General features: G+C 71.3%; 12 protein-coding genes and 1 rRNA gene. 9 read left to right on the plus strand and 4 right to left on the minus strand.

The features are described 5' to 3' along the window. The 5 genes from rrf to ACYVDO_RS02675 all read left to right on the plus strand — a co-directional run. Window positions 1-82, plus strand: a 5S ribosomal RNA gene (gene rrf, locus ACYVDO_RS02655); the annotation flags it as partial. A gap of 152 nt (window positions 83-234) precedes the next feature. Next, window positions 235-3,822 carry a DNA polymerase III subunit alpha gene (gene dnaE / locus ACYVDO_RS02660; protein ID WP_460932678.1) on the plus strand — a complete coding sequence of 1,196 codons (3,588 nt, stop codon included), beginning with the start codon at window positions 235-237 and terminating at the stop codon, window positions 3,820-3,822. Between the two features lie 37 nt (window positions 3,823-3,859). Continuing rightward, entirely contained in the window at window positions 3,860-6,010 is a 2,151-nt protein-coding gene (locus tag ACYVDO_RS02665; RefSeq protein ID WP_460932679.1) for a S9 family peptidase, read from the plus strand. A gap of 82 nt (window positions 6,011-6,092) precedes the next feature. Next, a complete protein-coding gene (locus ACYVDO_RS02670) occupies window positions 6,093-8,216 on the plus strand; it encodes an ATP-binding SpoIIE family protein phosphatase (protein ID WP_460932680.1) in 2,124 nt (707 codons plus the stop codon). 440 nt (window positions 8,217-8,656) lie between these two features. Further along, window positions 8,657-9,499, plus strand: a complete 843-nt coding sequence (locus ACYVDO_RS02675) for an SDR family oxidoreductase (protein ID WP_460932681.1) — start codon at window positions 8,657-8,659, stop codon at window positions 9,497-9,499. A gap of 62 nt (window positions 9,500-9,561) precedes the next feature. Here the strand turns inward: ACYVDO_RS02675 and ACYVDO_RS02680 are convergent, their stop codons facing one another. From ACYVDO_RS02680 to ACYVDO_RS02695, 4 genes are all read right to left on the minus strand, one after another. After that, complete coding sequence (locus ACYVDO_RS02680; RefSeq protein ID WP_460932682.1) at window positions 9,562-9,711, minus strand: hypothetical protein; 150 nt, start codon at window positions 9,709-9,711, stop codon at window positions 9,562-9,564. Window positions 9,712-9,746: 35 nt separating this feature from the next. Beyond that, window positions 9,747-10,865 (minus strand): flavin-containing monooxygenase, encoded by a 1,119-nt coding sequence (locus ACYVDO_RS02685; protein ID WP_460932683.1) that lies wholly within the window; start codon window positions 10,863-10,865, stop codon window positions 9,747-9,749. 36 nt (window positions 10,866-10,901) lie between these two features. Next, entirely contained in the window at window positions 10,902-11,375 is a 474-nt protein-coding gene (locus ACYVDO_RS02690) for a hypothetical protein (protein WP_460932684.1), read from the minus strand. 133 nt (window positions 11,376-11,508) lie between these two features. Next, a complete protein-coding gene (locus ACYVDO_RS02695; protein ID WP_460932685.1) occupies window positions 11,509-14,223 on the minus strand; it encodes an AAA family ATPase in 2,715 nt (904 codons plus the stop codon). 181 nt (window positions 14,224-14,404) lie between these two features. Between ACYVDO_RS02695 and ACYVDO_RS02700 the strand changes: the two genes are divergently transcribed. The 4 genes from ACYVDO_RS02700 (at window position 14,405) to ACYVDO_RS02715 (ending at window position 18,230) form a co-directional block, all read left to right on the plus strand. Next, window positions 14,405-14,638, plus strand: coding sequence for a heavy-metal-associated domain-containing protein (locus tag ACYVDO_RS02700; protein ID WP_460932686.1), 234 nt, complete (start codon window positions 14,405-14,407; stop codon window positions 14,636-14,638). A gap of 91 nt (window positions 14,639-14,729) precedes the next feature. Continuing rightward, the gene (locus ACYVDO_RS02705) at window positions 14,730-14,867 is read left to right on the plus strand and encodes a hypothetical protein (RefSeq protein ID WP_460932687.1); all 138 of its coding nucleotides are present in this window, start codon (window positions 14,730-14,732) and stop codon (window positions 14,865-14,867) included. Window positions 14,868-14,901: 34 nt separating this feature from the next. Then, a complete protein-coding gene (locus ACYVDO_RS02710; RefSeq protein ID WP_460932688.1) occupies window positions 14,902-15,693 on the plus strand; it encodes an ABC transporter ATP-binding protein in 792 nt (263 codons plus the stop codon). Between the two features lie 5 nt (window positions 15,694-15,698). Continuing rightward, the gene (locus ACYVDO_RS02715; protein WP_460932689.1) at window positions 15,699-18,230 is read left to right on the plus strand and encodes an ABC transporter permease; all 2,532 of its coding nucleotides are present in this window, start codon (window positions 15,699-15,701) and stop codon (window positions 18,228-18,230) included. The last annotated feature ends 21 nt before the right edge of the window (window positions 18,231-18,251 follow it).

An 18,251-nucleotide genomic window follows, 5' to 3' on the forward strand; every position in this document is an offset into this window, starting at 1 on the left:
CATTCCGAACCCGGAAGCTAAGCCCTTCAGCGCCGATGGTACTGCACTGGTGACGGTGTGGGAGAGTAGGACGCAGCCGAACATACTTCACGCATAAGGGCCACCCCACCGGGTGGCCCTTTTGCATGCCCGGACACGGTTCCACGCACTCCCGAGGGCCGTGGCGGACACCCGCCCACGACACGTCCGGCGACACGCCGAGGACCGTCACCGCCCTGGCTTAGGATCGTCCCGATGTCCCCGCAGAGCGCCTCCAGCACCGACTCGTTCGTCCACCTGCACGTGCACACCGAGTACTCGATGCTCGACGGTGCCGCCCGCATCGGGGACCTGTTCACGCGCGCCGCCGAGATGGGGATGCCGGCGCTGGCGACCACCGACCACGGTTACGTCTTCGGCGCCTACGAGTTCTGGAAGAAAGCGCAGGGCACCGGCGTCAAGCCGATCATCGGGGTCGAGGCCTACGTGACCCCCGGGACGCACCGCACGGACAAGACCCGCGTCCGCTGGGGCGAGGAGCACCAGGCCAGCGACGACGTGTCGGGCTCGGGCGCGTACACCCACATGCTCCTGCTGGCCCGCAACAACAACGGCCTGCACAACCTGTTCCGGATGGACTCGATGGCGAGCCTGGACCAGGTCTACGCCAAGTGGCCGCGCATCGACCGCGAGCTGCTCAGCCAGTACTCCGGTGGCCTCATCGGGACCACCGGCTGCCCCTCGGGGGAGATCCAGACCCGGCTGCGGCTGGGGCAGTACCGCGAGGCGCTGCAGGCCGCGAGCGACATGCGGGACATCTTCGGTAAGGAGTTCTACTTCTGCGAGCTGATGGACCACGGACTCGACATCGAGCGGCGCGTCCAGAAGGACCTGCTGCGCCTGGCGCGTGAGCTGGACCTACCGCTCGTGGCGACCAACGACCTGCACTACACCAGCCCGGAGGACGCCAAGGCGCACTCCGCCCTGCTGTGCGTGCAGTCGGGCTCCACCCTGATGGACCCGACCCGGTTCAAGTTCGACGCCGACGACTTCTACCTCAAGAGCCCGGCGGAGATGCGGCACACCTGGCGCGAGCTGCCCGAGGCCTGCGACAACACCCTGCTCATCGCCGAGATGTGCGACATCGGCTTCACCGAGGGCGAGGGGCGGTTCATGCCCCGCTTCCCCTGCCCGCCCGGGGAGGACGAGGAGAGCTGGTTCGTCAAGGAGGTCGAGACCGGGCTGCGCGAGCGGTTCCCCGGTGGGGTCCCCGAGTACGCCACGAAGCAGGCCGCCTTCGAGACCGAGGTCATCGTCTCCAAGGGGTATGCCGGCTACTTCCTCGTCGTCGCCGACTTCATCAACTGGGCCAAGCGCAACGGGATCCGCGTGGGCCCGGGGCGTGGGTCCGGTGCGGGGTCGATGTGCGCGTACGCCATGCGGATCACCGACCTCGACCCGATCCCGCACGGACTGATCTTCGAGCGGTTCCTCAACCCCGAGCGCATGTCGATGCCCGACTTCGACGTCGACTTCGACGAGCGCCGGCGCGGTGAGGTGATCAAGTACGTCACCGAGAAGTACGGCGCCGAGCGCGTCGCGCAGATCGTCACCTACGGCACCATCAAGGCCAAGCAGGCGGTCAAGGACGCCGCCCGCGTCATGGGCCACCCGTTCTCGGTGGGGGAGCAGCTCACCAAGGCGATGCCCCCGGACGTCATGGGCAAGGGTGTGCCGCTCTCGGAGATCTACAACAAGGAGCACAAGCGCTACGGCGAGGGTGTCGAGTTCCGCGCTCTCGTCGACTCCGAGCCGCACCTGAAGGAGGTCGTCGACACCGCGATGGGCCTCGAGGGCCTGAAGCGGCAGTGGGGCGTCCACGCGGCCGGCGTCATCATGTCCAGCGAGCCGCTGATCGACGTCATCCCGATCATGCGCCGCCTGCAGGACGGCCAGGTCATCACGCAGTTCGACTACCCGAGCTGTGAGTCGCTCGGCCTGGTCAAGATGGACTTCCTGGGCCTGCGCAACCTCACGATCCTCGACGACGCGATCGAGAACGTGAAGGCCAACCGCGGCGAGGACATCGACCTCGACGCGCTGTCCAAGGACATGACCGACAAGGCCACCTACCAGCTGCTCCAGCGCGGTGACACCCTGGGCGTCTTCCAGCTCGACGGCGGCGGCATGCGCACGCTGCTCAAGCTGATGCAGCCGGACAACTTCGAGGACATCTCCGCGGCCCTCGCGCTCTACCGCCCCGGCCCCATGGGCGTGAACGCCCACACCAACTTCGCGCTGCGCAAGAACGGCAAGCAGGCGCTGACCCCGCTCGACCCCCAGCTCGAGGGCAAGCTCCAGCAGGAGATGATCGACGCCCTCGGCCCGATCCTCGGCACCACCTACGGCCTGGTCATCTACCAGGAGCAGGTCATGGAGATCGCGCAGAAGCTCGCGGGCTACACCCTCGGCAACGCCGACCTGCTCCGCCGCGCGATGGGCAAGAAGAAGAAGGAGGTGCTCGACGCCGAGTACGTCCCCTTCTCCCAGGGCATGAAGGCCAAGGGCTTCAACGAGGCCTCCATCGCGGCGCTGTGGGGTGTCCTGGTCCCCTTCTCGGACTACGCCTTCAACAAGGCGCACACCGCGGCATACGGGCTGGTGTCGTACTGGACCGCCTACCTCAAGGCGAACTACCCGGCCGAGTACATGGCCGCGCTGCTCACCAGCGTCGGCGACGACAAGGACAAGTCCGCCCTCTACCTCGGTGAGTGCCGGCGGATGGGCATCAAGGTGCTCCCGCCGGACGTCAACGACTCGGTGGCGCGGTTCGCGGCCGTCGGCACCGACATCCGGTTCGGGCTGCAGGCGATCCGCAACGTCGGGCACAACGTCGTCGAGGCGATCGTCCAGGCCCGCGAGGAGAAGGGTCGCTTCACCTCGTTCAAGGACTTCCTGTCCAAGTGCCCCGCCGTGGTCTGCAACAAGCGCACCATCGAGTCGCTGATCAAGGCCGGGGCGTTCGACGGCCTGGCCGAGACGCGCCAGGGGCTCCTGCGGGTGCACGAGGCCTACGTCGACAACTTCGTCGACATCAAGCGCCAGGAGGCGATCGGCCAGGACAGCCTCTTCGGCGGGTTCGGCGACGACGACGCGGGCGCTGCGGTGGACTTCTCGGTGCTGCCCCCCATCCCGGGCGTGGAGTGGGACAAGAAGACCCTGCTCGGGTTCGAGCGGGAGATGCTCGGCCTCTACGTCTCCGACCACCCGCTGTTCGGCATCGAGCACGTGCTGTCCTCGCACGCCGACACCACCATCGCCAGCCTCACCGGCGAGGACGGCAAGCCCGAGGGCGCCACCGTCACCATCGCCGGCCTCATCACGGGCCTGTCGGTCAAGCGCACCAAGAAGGGCGACCTCTGGGCGATCGTGACGGTCGAGGACCTCGAGGGCGCCATCGAGTGCCTCTTCTTCCCCTCCGCCTACGAGACGGTGCGGCACGCGCTGGTCCACGACGCCGTCGTGGTGGTCAAGGGCCGGGTCAACCGCCGCGACGACACCCCGTCGATCTACGCCTCCGACCTCACCCTGCCCGACATCTCCGAGGGCCCGCGCGGCCCGGTCGTCGTCACCATCGACACCAACCGGGCCACCCAGACCAAGGTCGAGGAGCTCAAGGCGGTGCTCTCCTCGCACCCCGGCTCGACCGAGGTGCACGTCCGGCTCAGCCAGCCGGGCCGGTCGGTGCTGATGCGGCTCGAGGACTCCTACCGCGTGGAGGCGACCGAGGCCCTCTTCGGCGACCTCAAGGTGATCCTGGGCCCGCGCTGCCTCGCGGGGTGAGCCGACCCCGGCACCGGGGGTCTCCTAGGGTGGTCCTGTGAGCACCACCGCCGAAGCGCCGCGCGCCCCGCGCCGCGAGACCACCCGTGAGCACCACGGCGACGTCGTCGTCGACCCCTACGCCTGGCTGCGCGACAAGGACGACGCGCAGGTGCTGGCCCACCTCGAGGCCGAGAACGCGTACGCGGAGGAGATGACGGCCTCGCTCGAGCCGTTGCGCGAGGCCATCTTCGAGGAGATCCGGTCGCGCACGCAGGAGACCGACCTGTCGGTGCCCGTGGCGAGCGGCCCCTGGTGGTACTACACGCGCAGCTTCGAGGGCTCGCAGTACTCGGTGGAGTGCCGCGCCCCCCGGGTCGAGGGGCAGCCCAGGCCCTCGCTGGACGCGCGCGAGCCGGTGCCGGGGGAGGAGGTGCTCCTCGACGGCAACGCCGAGGCCAAGGGCCACGAGTTCTTCTCGCTCGGCGCCCTCACCGTGAGCCCGGACCACCAGCGGCTCGCGTATGCCGTCGACACCGAGGGCGACGAACGGTTCGCGCTGCGGGTCAAGGACCTTCGCAGCGGCGAGGTGGTCGACGACGCGGTGACGGGCATCGGCTACGGCGTCGTCTTCTCCCTCGACGGGCGGTTCGTGTTCTACCTGCGCGTCGACGAGCAGTGGCGCCCGCACCAGGTGTGGCGGCACGAGGTCGGGACGCCCACCGAGCAGGACGTGCTGGTCCTGCAGGAGGACGACGAGCGGTTCTGGATGGGGCTGGGGTCCTCCCGCGACGACCGCTGGCTGATGATCGGGCTGGGCTCCAAGACCACCTCCGAGGTGCACCTGCTCGACGCCGCGGACCCGCTCGGTGAGTTCCGGGTGGTGGCGCCGCGCCGGGACGGCGTGGAGTACGACGTCGAGCCGGCCGCGGACCGGTTGCTCATCGTCCACAACGCCGACTCGATCGACTCGGACCTGGCCTGGGCACCGCTCGACGCGAGCTCCGCCGACCAGTGGCAGCCGCTGATGCGCTCGGGCGAGGGCGAGCGCTTCCAGGGCGTCGAGGCGTTCGACGACGTCGCCGTGCTGTCCCTGCGCCGCAACGGCCTGACGGCGCTCAGGGTGCTCGAGCGCGACGCAGCCAGTGAGAGCGGGTACGGGGCATGGCACGACCTCGAGCTCGAGGAGCCCGTGCACCACGTGTGGCTGGGGGACAACCCCGAGCCACGGACCGCCACCCTGCAGATCGGGTTCGAGTCACTGGTCACGCCGAAGACGGTGTACGACTACGACTTCCGCTCGCGCACCCTCACCCTGCTCAAGCAGCAGCCGGTGCTCGGCGGGTACGACCCGTCGGCGTACGAGCAGCGCCGCGAGTGGGCCACGGCGCCCGACGGGACGCGCGTGCCCATCTCGGTCGTGCACCGCGCCGGTGCGGTGCCGGACGCGTCGCACCCGGGGCTCCTGTCGGCCTACGGCTCGTACGAGCTCTCCTCCGACCCGTACTTCTCCGTGGCCCGCCTGTCGCTGCTGGAGCGCGGTTTCGTCTACGCGATCGCGCACGTCCGTGGCGGCGGCGAGATGGGCCGGGCGTGGTACGACGAGGGGAAGCTGCAGCACAAGAAGAACACCTTCACCGACTTCGTCGCGTGCGCGCGTCACCTGGTCGACACCGGGTGGGTGGCGCCGGACCGGCTCGTGGCAGAGGGCGGTTCGGCCGGAGGGCTCCTCATCGGAGCAGCGGTCAACCTGGCGCCGGAGCTGTTCCGGGCGGTCCACGCGGCCGTGCCGTTCGTCGACGCCCTGACCACCATCCTCGACCCGAGCCTGCCGCTCACGGTGGTGGAGTGGGAGGAGTGGGGCAACCCGCTGCACGACGCGAAGGCGTACGCCTACATGAAGTCGTACTCGCCGTACGAGAACGTGCGCCGCGCGGCATACCCCTCGGTCCTCGCCACCACCTCGCTGCACGACACCCGGGTGTACTTCACCGAGCCGGCCAAGTGGGTGGCCCGGTTGCGGGAGGAGACGACGAGCGACCCCGTGGAGCGCCCGGTGCTGCTGCGCACCGAGATGTCGGCCGGCCACGGAGGCAAGAGCGGACGTTACGACAGCTGGCGGCAGGTGGCCTGGGAGTGGGCGTTCCTCGCCGACCAGGCCGGCGCGCGTGACCGGGTCGTGGACACGCCCGCGCAAAATCCGGCGTAAGAGCCGCCGTTTCCCTGCGGGGTCCTACGCTGGGTGTGCGGTACCGGATCGACGTCGATGTGATCGTGGATGGGACTGGCGCGTGAGTGAGGGATCGGCGTCTGCCGTGCGGACCCTGGTGACCCGGCTGGACTGGGACCAGACTCCGCTGGGTGCCCGCGAAGGCTGGCCGACCCGGTTGACTGCCGCGTGGGACCTCGTCGCGCGGTGCCCGGTCCCGATGGCGCTGCTGTGCGGGGAGTCCTTCGCCCTGCTCTACAACGACGCCTTCGCCGACATCCTCGGCGACCGGCACCCCTTCGCCTTCGGCGTTCCGGCTGCCGACGTCGCGCCGGAGCTCTGGGGCGACCTGCTCGTGGGGCCGGAGTTCGAGCTGGTGCGGTCTCACGCCACGTCCTTCCTCCAGGACGGCACCCAGCTCGACCTGCCCTGGCGTTCCACGGATCCCGGTATCGGTCACTTCATGCGGGCCGGGTCCCCGGTGCTCGACGACGACGGTTCGGTCCTCGCGGTGCTGCACGTCGCGGTGGAGACCACGGCGGCGGTCGGACGCGCTCGTGCGGTGGCGCGACTGGCCACCTCGTTGGCCGTCGCCGTCACCGTCGACGACGTCTGCAAGGTGGTGCTGCGCCAGAGCATGGCCGCCTTCGACGCGCTCACTGCGACGGTCTGCCTCCCGTCGCCGGGGCCGTCGGGCTGGCGGATGGCGCGGCGGCACCGCATCGAGGACCTGTCGCCTGACGAGGAGCGACTGCCGCTCATCTGGTCCGAGGTGACCGAGGACGTGCTGGACCTCGTGCAGCACGCCGTCGACGGCAACGGCACGTTCGTCAGCGACGCCGGCGAGCACCTCGCCATCGCCCTGCCGGGTGGTGACCTGCGAGCGGTCCTGACACTCACCCGGGAGTCGACCATGGTTCCGCGCGACGTGCTGTCCGTCGTCTCGCCGTTCCGCGACCTCGTCGGCGAGGCGCTGCGCCGCGCCGTCGTCTACGACGCCGAACGCAGCACCGCCGAGCTCCTCCAGCGCACGCTGCTGCCGCCGACCCTGCCCCAGCCGGACGAGGTGAGCGTCGCCGCGCGCTACGAGCCCGTCTCCGAGGGAACCGTCGCCGGCGGTGACTTCTACGACTCGTTCTTCCTGCCCGACGGCAGGCTCGCGCTCGTCATCGGTGACGTGGCGGGACGGGGCGTCATGGCCGCGACCGTCATGGGCCAGGTGCGGGCCGCCATCCGCGGAGCCGCCCTCACCGACCCCCGACCGGGCGCGGTGATGCTGGCGCTGGACCGCGTGGTGACCGACCTCAACGCGCTCTGGCCGGCCTCGCTGCCGCTGGGCTCGAGCGGGGCGCGCCCGGGCCTGTCGTTCGGCGGCGAGCTCTTCGTGACCATGTTGTACGGCACGATCGAGCCGAGCACGGGGGACCTGGTGCTCGCCAGCGCGGGACACCCGCTGCCAGCCCTGCTCTCCGGGCGTTCCGCCCGCGCCGACGGACTGCCCCGCGCCCGGCTGCTGTCGATGCCCGTCGGGCCGCCCCTCGGCATCGAGGGCGACCGCCCCCTCCACCGCGTGCACCTGGACGTCGGCGACATCCTGCTCGCCTTCACCGACGGCCTCCTCGAACGCCGTAGCGAGACCCTGGAGGCGGGAGAGCAACGGCTGCTCGCCGTGCTGGGAGGTGTCCCGCCGGGCAGCCCGCGCAGTGTCACCCAGTACGTCATCGACGCGATGATCGAGACCGTGGGTCAGGAGGACGACTGCGCCGTGCTGGCGGTGGGCCGCTCACCCGCCGACCACCGCAGGGCCTCGGTGGTCGTGCCCCCGCTGCCGGAGTCCGTGCGCGCCGCCCGCGACTGGGCTCGGGCGAACCTCAGTGGATGGCTGGTCAGCGAGGGCGACCAGCACACCGTCGTCACCGGTATCTCCGAGCTCATCACCAACTCGGTGCTCCACGCGGGCACCGAGTCGCACCTCACCATGGACCTGGACTCCGGGATCCTCACGGTCGCGGTCGCGGACAGCGGCAACCGGGGCGAGCCGTTGCTGACGGGCGGGGACCCGATGGCGGTGCGGGGCCGCGGCCTCTCGCTCGTCCGCGCCATCAGCGACTCCTTCGGGGCGCACCGCACGTCCGCAGGGACGACGGTCTGGTTCGAGGTGGCGGTCGAGTCCGCCACCATGCCGACCACGGTGCGCCTGGGATGAGGCGGGTGCGCCTGCGGTGGCCCCGGGTCCACCGAACGGTCTGGGCGATCCGACCAACGGGGGATCCCGGCGCGTCCGGCGTGCGGGCCGTGCCGGACCACGGGACCGTGGAGGACAGTCGGCGCGAACGACGCCATCGGCACGGAAAGGACGGCCCGGTCTCCATGTGGCACCGCATCCTGGACCGCATCGCCCCTGTCATGGCCGAGGACGTCTCCGAGCTGGATCGCCGCGACGGTGTGGGTGCCCCGCGGCCCGACCACCCTGCTGCCCGGGTCTCCTCACCGAGCGAGTCGTCCCGCAGCTGAGCACGGCCGGCCGGCGAGGTCGACGGCCTGCCCGCCGGCTCGGCCCGCACGCGGGCCGCCGGGTCGAGCTGCCACTCGCAGGTCGACATGCGGCAGGCGCTCGAGTGACCTGCGCAGGTCTACGCTTCCGGCATGAGCCCACGACCCGACGTCGCCCTCGTGACCGGCACCTCGAGCGGGATGGGGCTCTTCACCGCGATCGGGCTCGCCCGCGCCGGACTCACCGTCGTGGCGACGATGCGCGACCCGGCGAAGGACGAGGCGCTGCGCCGTGCCGCGTCCGCGGCCGGGGTGGAGGTGGACGTCCGCAGGCTCGACGTCACGGACCCGTCGGGTGCGCAGGAGGCGGTCGAGCGCGTCCTCGCTGACCACGGCTCCATCGACGTGCTCGTCAACAACGCCGGGCGGGGTGCGGTGGCGTCGCTCGAGCAGCTCACCGACGCCCAGCTGCAGGAGCAGCTCGACGTGAACTACCTGGGGGTGGCGCGCCTGACCCGGCTGGTGCTCCCCAGCATGAGGGCGGCCGGACGGGGTCGGGTGGTCACCGTCACGAGCGTGGGCGGTGCCGTGGGGCAGCCGTTCGCCGACGCCTACTGCGGGGCCAAGTTCGCCGTCGAGGGTCTCATGCAGTCGCTGGCTCCCGTCGCCGCTGCGTTCGGTGTCGTCGTGAGCGTCGTCGAGCCCGGCGCCGTGGCGAGCGAGTTCACGGCCAACGTGCACCGTGCGGAGACCAGCAGCTCGGCCGACGACCCGTATGCCGCGTTGCTCGGCGCGTACCTGCGGCGCACCGCGGGCGCGTTCGACAACGCCCAGACCTCCGAGCAGGCCGCCGTGGTGATCGTGGAGGCGGCCACGACGGGTACGCCGAGGTTCCGCTGGCAGACGTCCGCGCAGGCGGAGCAGTTCGTCGGGCTGTCGCTCGCGGACCTCGACGGCGCACGCGTCCTCGGCGCCACCTCGACCTGGATCAGCTGACGGACCAGTCAACCTGCGGAGTGAGCCGAACTCTCGGACGAGTCGGTGCCGACCGGTCCCCGCTAGGCCTTCTCTTGGCGGCTGTCCTCGCTCAGCGTGGCTAGGCTCTGCGCGATGGACGCCAGGGCCAGCGCCTGGACGGCCTCCCACGTGCCGGGCTTCAACTTCTCGGCCAAGTTCGTCGCCTGGTCCGCCAGGTCCTTTGCAGTCATGCTCCATACTCTGTCCCGCGCATAGCCGTACCGGACTATGCCACCGCCGATGAGTGCAGCGTGCCAACTGGCGGGCGCGCGGTAACTGCATCGTGGTGCATGCGTTGGGACAGTCGTGCCGCGTCGGCGCCGACAAAGCCCAGCAGCGCCGAGCCTCGAGAGGTCTGCCAGGGCAGGCCGATGAAGTAGAGCCCCGGCACCGGGCTGACGCCCTCCTCGTGCACCACGGCGCCTGCCTCCTCAACGACCCCGGGGACCTTCAACCAGCTGTAGTCGCACGTGAAGCCCGTCGCCCACACCACGGCGTCCACGCTGGTGTGGGTCCCGTCGCCGAAGTGGGCACTGTTGCCGGTGAAACCGGTCAGGCGCGGACGGAAGCTGACGCCACGGGCCCGCAGGTCGCGACTACGGGTGCCAATGACCAGGTCACCGCGCTCACGCAGTCTGCGCGCGATGCGGCTTCCGGCCGGAAGGGTGAAGAAGCCGGACTTGACCAGCCAGAAGAACAGGTCACGGCCGGCGATGCGCTGCGGCAGCTGGGTGGGGGTGGAGCCGACGGCGACGGTGACAGCGCAGTGTGGGGCGAGTTCGGCAGCGATCTGCAGGCCGGAGTTGGCGGCCCCGACGACCAAGATCCGGCCGCCGCGCAGCGGCGCGGGGTTGCGGTACTGCGCGCTGTGCAGCTGGACGACGCCGGAATCCACCGTGGCGGCGAGCTCGGGAATGCGCGGCGTCTGGAACGGGCCCGTTGCGACGACCACTTGGCGCGCGTGCAGCGTCGCGGTGGCGGTGAGGACCTCGAAGGTGCCGTCGGCGATGCGCTCGACTCCGTGCACAGGACTGTTCAGGCGGACGGGTAGGTCGAACTGGGTGGCGTACGCGGCGAGGTAGTCGGCGACGTCGTCCTTGGTCGGGTGGCTGTCGTGCGGGGCGGGGAAGGCCATGCCGGGCAGGGAGTCGTACTGGGCCGGGCTGAACAGGCGCAGGGAGTCCCAGCGGGTGCGCCAGGAGTGCCCGACTTCGCCTGCGGCCTCGAGCAGGGCAAAGCGCTTGCCTTGTTGGGCGAGGTGGTAGCCGAGGGCGAGGCCGGCTTGGCCGGCGCCGATGACGACGACGTCGAGGGCTTCATCCAGGGGTGGGGTGTGCGTGTTCATGAGGGTTCCTTCGGGATGCGGCTTGCGCCAGGTGGGTCAGATGAAGTTGGCGGTGAGCAGGACGGCCGCGACGCTCAGGTCGACGACGGCGCAGGCTTCGGCGTACCAGCGGGGCACCACGCGGTTGGCGCGGTGATGGACCGCGTCCCACGCGGCGTGGGCTATCCATCCGGCGGCGAGGACGAACCGGGCCTGGTGCTGGTCGACGGTGAGGGTGCTGAGGGCAACGGCGCCGAGAACCAGGACGGCGCCGGCCTGCGCGGCCAGCCACCGCGCCGGTCGCAGGTCGCCTCGTACCGCGCCCCAGGTGAGGTAGATGACGGCGGCAAGCAGCAATGTCCACGCGCCGGCCCAAGCTCGTGCGGTGTGAGGTAGCGGGAGGAGGGCGATGACGCTGGCGGCCGCGGCCCCAAGGCCCACCGCGGTGGGCCACCGCCTGCCCAGCAGGCTGTACAAGCCAGACCGGTGGCGGGTGGCGCTGGCCGGTTGGGTGGTTGATGCACTGGTCATGTCGGCTCCTACGGTCTGTGGCTGTCGGCTTCGGACGCTAGGAGCGGCGGGTGGGTGCTGGCACCGGTGAAATGGCCGGGCCTGCCGGGGAACGGCAGTTCCCGACGCTGGGTCGTGGTGAGTACGGTCGAGTTCAGACGTCGAGTTGCAGGGCGGTGAGCTCGGCCCGGGAGGAGACGCCCAGCTTGGTGAACACGTTGCGGAGGTGGAAGTCCACTGTGCGGGGGCTGACGAACAGTCGGGCGGCGACGTCCTTGTTGGACAGTCCCTGACGCACCAGGGCAGCGACCTGCCGCTCTTGGCCGGTGAGGTCGGTAGCGGTGGACACGTCACGGCGCCGGGCTGTTTCCCCGGAAGCGCGCAGTTCCTGGGCGGCTACGTCGGCCAGTGGTGCGGCGCCGATGTCCTCGAACACGGTCAGCGCCGCCCGCAGGTGCGTGCGCGCGTCGACCCGGCGTCGACACCGGCGAAGCCACTGCCCGTATGCCAGTTCGGTGCGGGCCCGATTGGGTGTGCGCGGGGACCGGGCGTGAGCGGCCAGCGCCGCTTGGAAGTGCTGCTCGGCGTCGTCGTCATCCGCGGTGAGGGCGCGACCGTGCTCGAGCAGCGCGGTTGCCGCTGGCAACCGGGTTCCGACGGCGAACGCGTCGGTCTCGGCCAACCAGGCGTCAATGACGTCGCGGCGGTTCGCTCGTGCCGCCAGGTCGAACACGTCTGGGGCGGCAAGACGCCGCACGGCGGCGATGGTGAGTTGGTCGAGGTGGTGCAGGGCGGTCTCGGGGCGGTCCCAGGAGAGCAGGGCCTCCGTCCAGTGGATGAGGTCCTGCACGAGGCTGTCGGTGATGCCGATGGGGTTCTTGGCGCGGATGGTCTGGGCGGCCTGGACGCCATCGGCCGCGCCCTGCTTGTCGCCGCGTAGGGCGGCCACCAGGGCCAGCTCGGCGGTCGGCAGCGCAGTCATGCCCGGGTGGCCGGTGCTGGCTGCCAGCGGGAGTGCTTCGGCAGCTGCGGCGGCGGCCTGGGTCCATGCGCCGGTGGCGACCTGGGCGTAGAAGCCCCGGGTCAGGGCGTGTTCCATCATGCTGAGGGCGCCTGCGCGGCGAGCCGTCGTGAGCTGTTCGTCGTGCAGCCGTAGGGACCGTTCATCGTCGTCCATCAGCCATGCGGCGATCGCCAGGTTGGGTTGCAGGAGGTGGTCCTGGGCCGGGGTGTTCTCGGTGAGCTGATGCGCCCGCTCGAACCGGTCGGCCGCCGTCGGCCAGTCCTTGCGGGACAGGGCGACGAAGCCGTGCAGGAGCGCGTCTGCGGCCAGGGTGTGGGCGGAGGCACCGGGTTGGGGTGGGGGTGCCAGGGCGAGGGGGTCCACAGGTCGCGGGGACCGTGCACCGAAACCGGCCAGGGACGCGGCCAGCATGGCCAGTTGCGGCGTGGCCGGGTCGCTGGTCTCCGCTGCGAGCTGGGCGGCTTGCAGGATGAGGTCGTACCCGTCGTTGAGCGATTTCGCGTTCCAGGTGACCTGTCCCTGCAGCGTGAGCAGCTGGATCCGCATGGCGGGGTCGGTGACGTGAGCCTCGGCCGCAGTAGCGAACGCAGCGGCTTGTGAAGGATGAGCCCCGAGCCAGGCAGAGGAGGCGGCGAGGAGCAGGCGTCGTCCACGGTCTTGGCTGTCGGTGGTGAGCTCGGCAGCGCGGGCCCATGCGGCGGCTGCGGCCTCATGCCCACCGCGGCCAGCGGCACGTTCCGCGACGCCGTCGAGGGCTGCGACGACGTCACCGTCGGGTCGGTCTACCGCTGCAGCCAGGTGCCAGGCGCGCCGGTCGGGGTCGTCGACGAGCGCGTCGGCCAACGCGCGGTGCGCTGATCTGCGCGAGGAGCTGGTGGCTGCCTGGTAAACCGCGGACCGCACCAGCGGGTGGTACATGCTGACGCGGCCGGTGTTCATGCTCAGTAGGCCCGCGCGTTCGGCAGCGTCCGCGGCGTCGTCGTCGGCACCTACCGCGTGGGCGGCGTCACGCACCACTGTCACGCGCCCGGTGTCATCGGCGGCGGCCACCAGCAGAAACTGCTGGGCGGCCTCGGGCAACTGTCGGTATCGCTCGAGGAACGCGCGTTCGACGCCGCCGGTCAGCGGCAGCGGTTGGGGAAGCGGCTGCGTACCGGCCAGCTGCTCGGGGGACAGCGCGTTCGCGAGCTCGACCAGTGCCAGTGGGTTGCCGCCTGTGGCGTGCACGAGCTGGTCGCGCACCGACGGGTCCACACCGGCCTCAGCGCCGCTCAGGACTGCGTCGGCGTCCGCACCGGCCAGGCCGCCCAGGACGACGGAGGGCACATCAGGGGCGTCGAAGCGGCGCGCGTCGCCATCCCGGGCCGCGAACAGCACCACGACAGGCTCCGCGTGCAGCCGGCGTGCCGCGAACAACAGCGCGGCGGTCGACGCGTCGTCGAGCCAGTGGGCGTCGTCGACCACCGCGACCACCGGCCGCTGCTCGGCAACCTCAGCCAGCAGGCTCAAGGTTCCCAGGAACGTCAGGAACCGGTCACCGTCGCCGGCAGCTTCACCCAGCGCCGTGCGCAGCGCCGCCTGCTGCGGCGGCGGCAGCTGGTCGATGTGGTCGCGCACGGGCCATAGCAGCCGCTGCAGCGCGGCGAACGCCAGCGGCGACTCCGACTCCACCCCGGAGGTGCGCAGCACGGTCATGTCCGCGATGCCGGCGACCGTGTCGGCAAGCAGGGTCGACTTGCCGGACCCGGCGACACCACGCACGACCAGCGCCCCGCCATGACCCTGCCGGGCGGCGTCGATGACGTCGGCCACCTGCGCGCGCTCCACGCCCCGACCCGCCAGCACGCCCCGATGCTAACGAGCCCCGTGGACAGCACGTACAGCAAACGGTCCACTCACGCGCTCCGCCGACTTGGGCTCACACCGGCCGGGTGCCGGTCACATCCCGGTGATTTTCCCGGCGAGAGCCCTCGGGGTGCGGCCGCAATCTCGATACGGCAACCCACCCACACTCCAAGGAGCTCACATGCTGTCCAGAACCCCCCGCACGTTCATCGGCTCGACCACCTTCACCGTGAACGGCATGACCTGTTCGCACTGCGAGCGGGCCGTCACCCAGGAGATCTCGGCCGTGCCGGGGGTCGTCGCCGTCTCCATCGACCTGCCCACGGGAACGGTGACCGTCACCGCGGCCCAGCCGGTGGACCGCGCCGACATCGCCGCCGCCATCGACGAGGCCGGCTACACCCTCACCCCCTGACCGCCGGGCAACCCGTCCCGCGCACCCAGCGCCGGCCACCGCCGACGCCCCAGCACCCAGACCACCCAACCCGACCAGAAAGGACCGAGCCATGAGCTCGCTGCGCAAGTACCTCACTCGTAGGCCCCGCCCCCAGACCCAGTTCTGGACCGACCAGACGGCCAACCGCCGACACGCTGCCACCGCGCGGCCGCAGACCACCCCGCCCGTCTCGCTGACGTTGCGCTGACGCGCGCACCCAGCCGCCCCGAGAAGGAACAACCATGACCAGCACCTCCGTCGCCGCCGCGCCCGCCGCGCCCGCCGCGGCCGGCCCCCGCCCGCAGATCGCGGCCCGTGCCGTCGAAGTCGTCAAGACGTACGGTCAGGGCGAGTCCACGGTCCGCGCCCTCGACGGCGCCACCGTCGCCATCCCCGCCGGTCGCTTCACCGCCGTCATGGGCCCGTCCGGGTCCGGCAAGTCCACCCTCGTGCACGCCTTGGCCGGGCTCGACCACGTCGACTCGGGTCAGGTCCTTCTCGGCGGCACCGACCTGACCACCCTGTCCGAGCGGGAGCGCACCATGCTGCGCCGCGACCGGCTCGGCTTCGTCTTCCAGTCCTTCAACCTCATCCCGGCGCTCACCGCACAGGAGAACATCGCCCTGCCGCTGACCCTCGCAGGTAAGAAGCCCGACCTGGCCTGGCAGGACGAGCTCGTGGACATGCTCGGCCTGGCCGAGCGTCTCAGCCACCGTCCCGCTCAGCTGTCCGGTGGGCAGCAGCAGCGGGTCGCGGTCGGACGGGCCCTCATTGCCCGCCCCGAGCTGGTGTTCGCCGACGAACCGACCGGCAACCTGGACTCCCGCGCCGGCGCCGCCCTCCTGGCCTTCCTGCGTGACGCAACCCGGGCCTTCGGGCAGACCATCGTCATGGTCACCCACGACCCCGTCGCCGCGTCCTACGCCGACCAGGTCGTGTTCCTGGCCGACGGGCGCATCGTCGACGAGCTGTCGGACCCGAGCGCCGAGTCCGTCCTTGCCCGCATGTCTCACCTCGACACGGCAGGGCGGTGATTGCCATGTGGCACCTGACGTGGGCCAACGCCGTCGCGCACCGCTCCCGGCTGGCCCTGACCTGGGTGGCGGTCGCCCTCGGCGTCGCGTTCGTCGTCGGCAGCCTCGTCCTGACCGACACCAGCAGTCGGGTCCTGGATGACCAGTTCCGCACCAGCGCCGCCGGCGTCGACCTGACCGTCCGCTCGGGCGCCGCGTTCGACTCAGCCATGGGCGTCGAAGTCGAACGTGACCCACTGCCCGTGGTCATCCGCGACCGTGTGGCCACCGCCGCAGGCGTCAAGCGTGTTCGCCCGGTCGCCAGCGGAAATGCGCAGCTGCAGATCGGCGGCACCACCCTCAAGCCGAAGGGGCCGACCCTGCTCAGCTCATGGGGGCAGGCACCGTTCACCGCGTACACACTGCGGCAGGGCGCCGCACCGGCACGGCCCGACGAGGTTGCCCTTGACGTGGCCACCGCCCGCACCGAGGGCGTGCACCTTGGCGACACCATCCGCCTCTCCGCCACCACCAGCCGCATCCTGCGAGTCGTCGGCCTGGTCGGCGTCGGCACCAGCGACGGCCTGGCCAACAGCAACATCGTCCTGACCGACCTGCCCACCGCACAGGCGCTGCTCGGCCTGGGCAACCGTTTCAGCTCCCTGGAAGTCATCGCCGACGACGGCACCTCCGTCCCGCAACTGCGCACCCAGCTGGCCGGCATCCTGGGCAGGGGCTACTCCGTGACTAGCGGGCAGGACGCCGCCGCAGCCAGCGCCGACGCCGCCCAGCAGTCCATCGGGTACCTGCGCACCGTACTTCTCGTGCTGGCGGCCGCCGGACTCGTCGTCGGCACGTTCCTCATTGCTAACACGTTCGGCATCGTCCTGGCGCAGCGCTCCCGCGAGCTGGCCGTACTCCGGGCCGCTGGCGCCACCGGGCGGCAGGTCCTCGGTTCCGTCCTGGGCGAAGCCCTGCTCGTCGGGGTCACCGGCGCCGCAGGCGGCACCGCGCTAGGGGTTGTGGGAGCGTACGGCCTGCGCGGCCTGGCCAGTTCCGCTGGCCTGGCACTGCCCGCCGGCCAGCTCACCGTCACCGCACGCACGCTGCTCGTGGGCATGCTCGCCGGCACCGTCATCACCGTCCTGGCCGCTGTGAGCCCCGCCCGTCGTGCGGCTCGGGTTGCACCTGTGCAGGCAATGCGCGCCAGCGACCCGGCCCCGACCGGGCCGGCCCGTGGGCGCCGCTTCACCGGGTGGGTGCTGTTCGCTGCCGGGGCGACCCTGCTGGGCACCGGAGCCGTCGCCGGGTCCATGCCCGCCGTCGGTGCGGGCGCCGCCGCGTTGCTCGCCGCCCTCGTCATCCTCGGCCCGGTGCTCGCGCCCCCGTTGGCGCGCGCCGTCGGGCGCCCCCTCACCCGGGGCGGCGTCCCCGGCTCGTTGGCACGCGAGGCCACTGTGCGGAACCCGCGCCGGACGTCGGCGACCGCCATGGCCCTGGCGTTGGCGCTGGCCCTCATCTGCTTCGTGTCCGTGCTCGGCAGCTCGGTCAAGGCCATCGCAGCGAGCACCGGGGAAGCGGTCACCGCCGACCTGATGGTGCAGAGCAGCCGGGAGGAGATGCTCGGCGGGCTGTCACCGCAGGTTGCCGCTCGCGTCAGCAGGGTCCCGGCCGTGGCGGCCACGTCCACCACCCGGTTCGGGCACTGGCTCGACCAGGGCGCGACCAGCGCCCTGACCGCGGTCGACACCGCCACTCTGGGCAAGGTCGTCCGGGTGCAGATGAGCGCGGGCAGCCTGGCGGATCTGCGCGACCCGCGCGGTGTCATCGTCGCCGGCAGCGTCGCCACCGACCGTCACCTGCAGGTCGGAGACACCCTCCCCATGACGTTCCCACGCGACGGGCAGCAGCAGATGCGGGTCGTGGGCGTCATGGCAGACCGGTCCGCGCAGGCACTGTCCACCAGCTACATCATCTCGATGACCGCCTACCCGGCCCACTACACGGAGAACGTCGACGCCACCATCTACGTCGCCCTGGCCCCCGGCGCGGACATCACGAGGGCGCGAGCCGACATCACCAAGGCGGTCGCGGACTTCCCGAACGCGGCGGTGCGCGACCAGGCGCAGGCCGCGGCGGGGCGTGCCGCCGCCATCGAACAGGTCATCAGCCTCATCACGGTCCTGCTCGGGTTCGCCGTCCTCATCGCCCTGCTCGGCATCACCAACACCCTCGCCCTGTCCATCGTTGAACGGACCAGGGAGCTCGGGCTGCTGCGTGCGGTCGGGATGACCCGCTCCCAGCTGCGCGCCATGGTCCGGGCCGAAGCCGGCCTGGTTGCCGCGGTCGCCGTCACGGCCGGTGCCGCCCTCGGCCTGGCACTGGCCGCGTCCGCACTCGCTGCCCTGGCGGGTGACAACCCCGTCATCATCCGGGTCCCCGTCCTCCAGCTGCTGGGCGTCCTGGCCGCGGCCGTCCTGGCCGGGGTCGCGGCGGGCCTGCTTCCCGCCCGCCGTGCGGGACGGCTCGACGTGCTCACCGCCATCGCCACCCAGTAGCCGGCCCCCGGCGCCGGCCAC

The sequence above is a fragment of the Phycicoccus ginsengisoli genome, assembly GCF_054779295.1.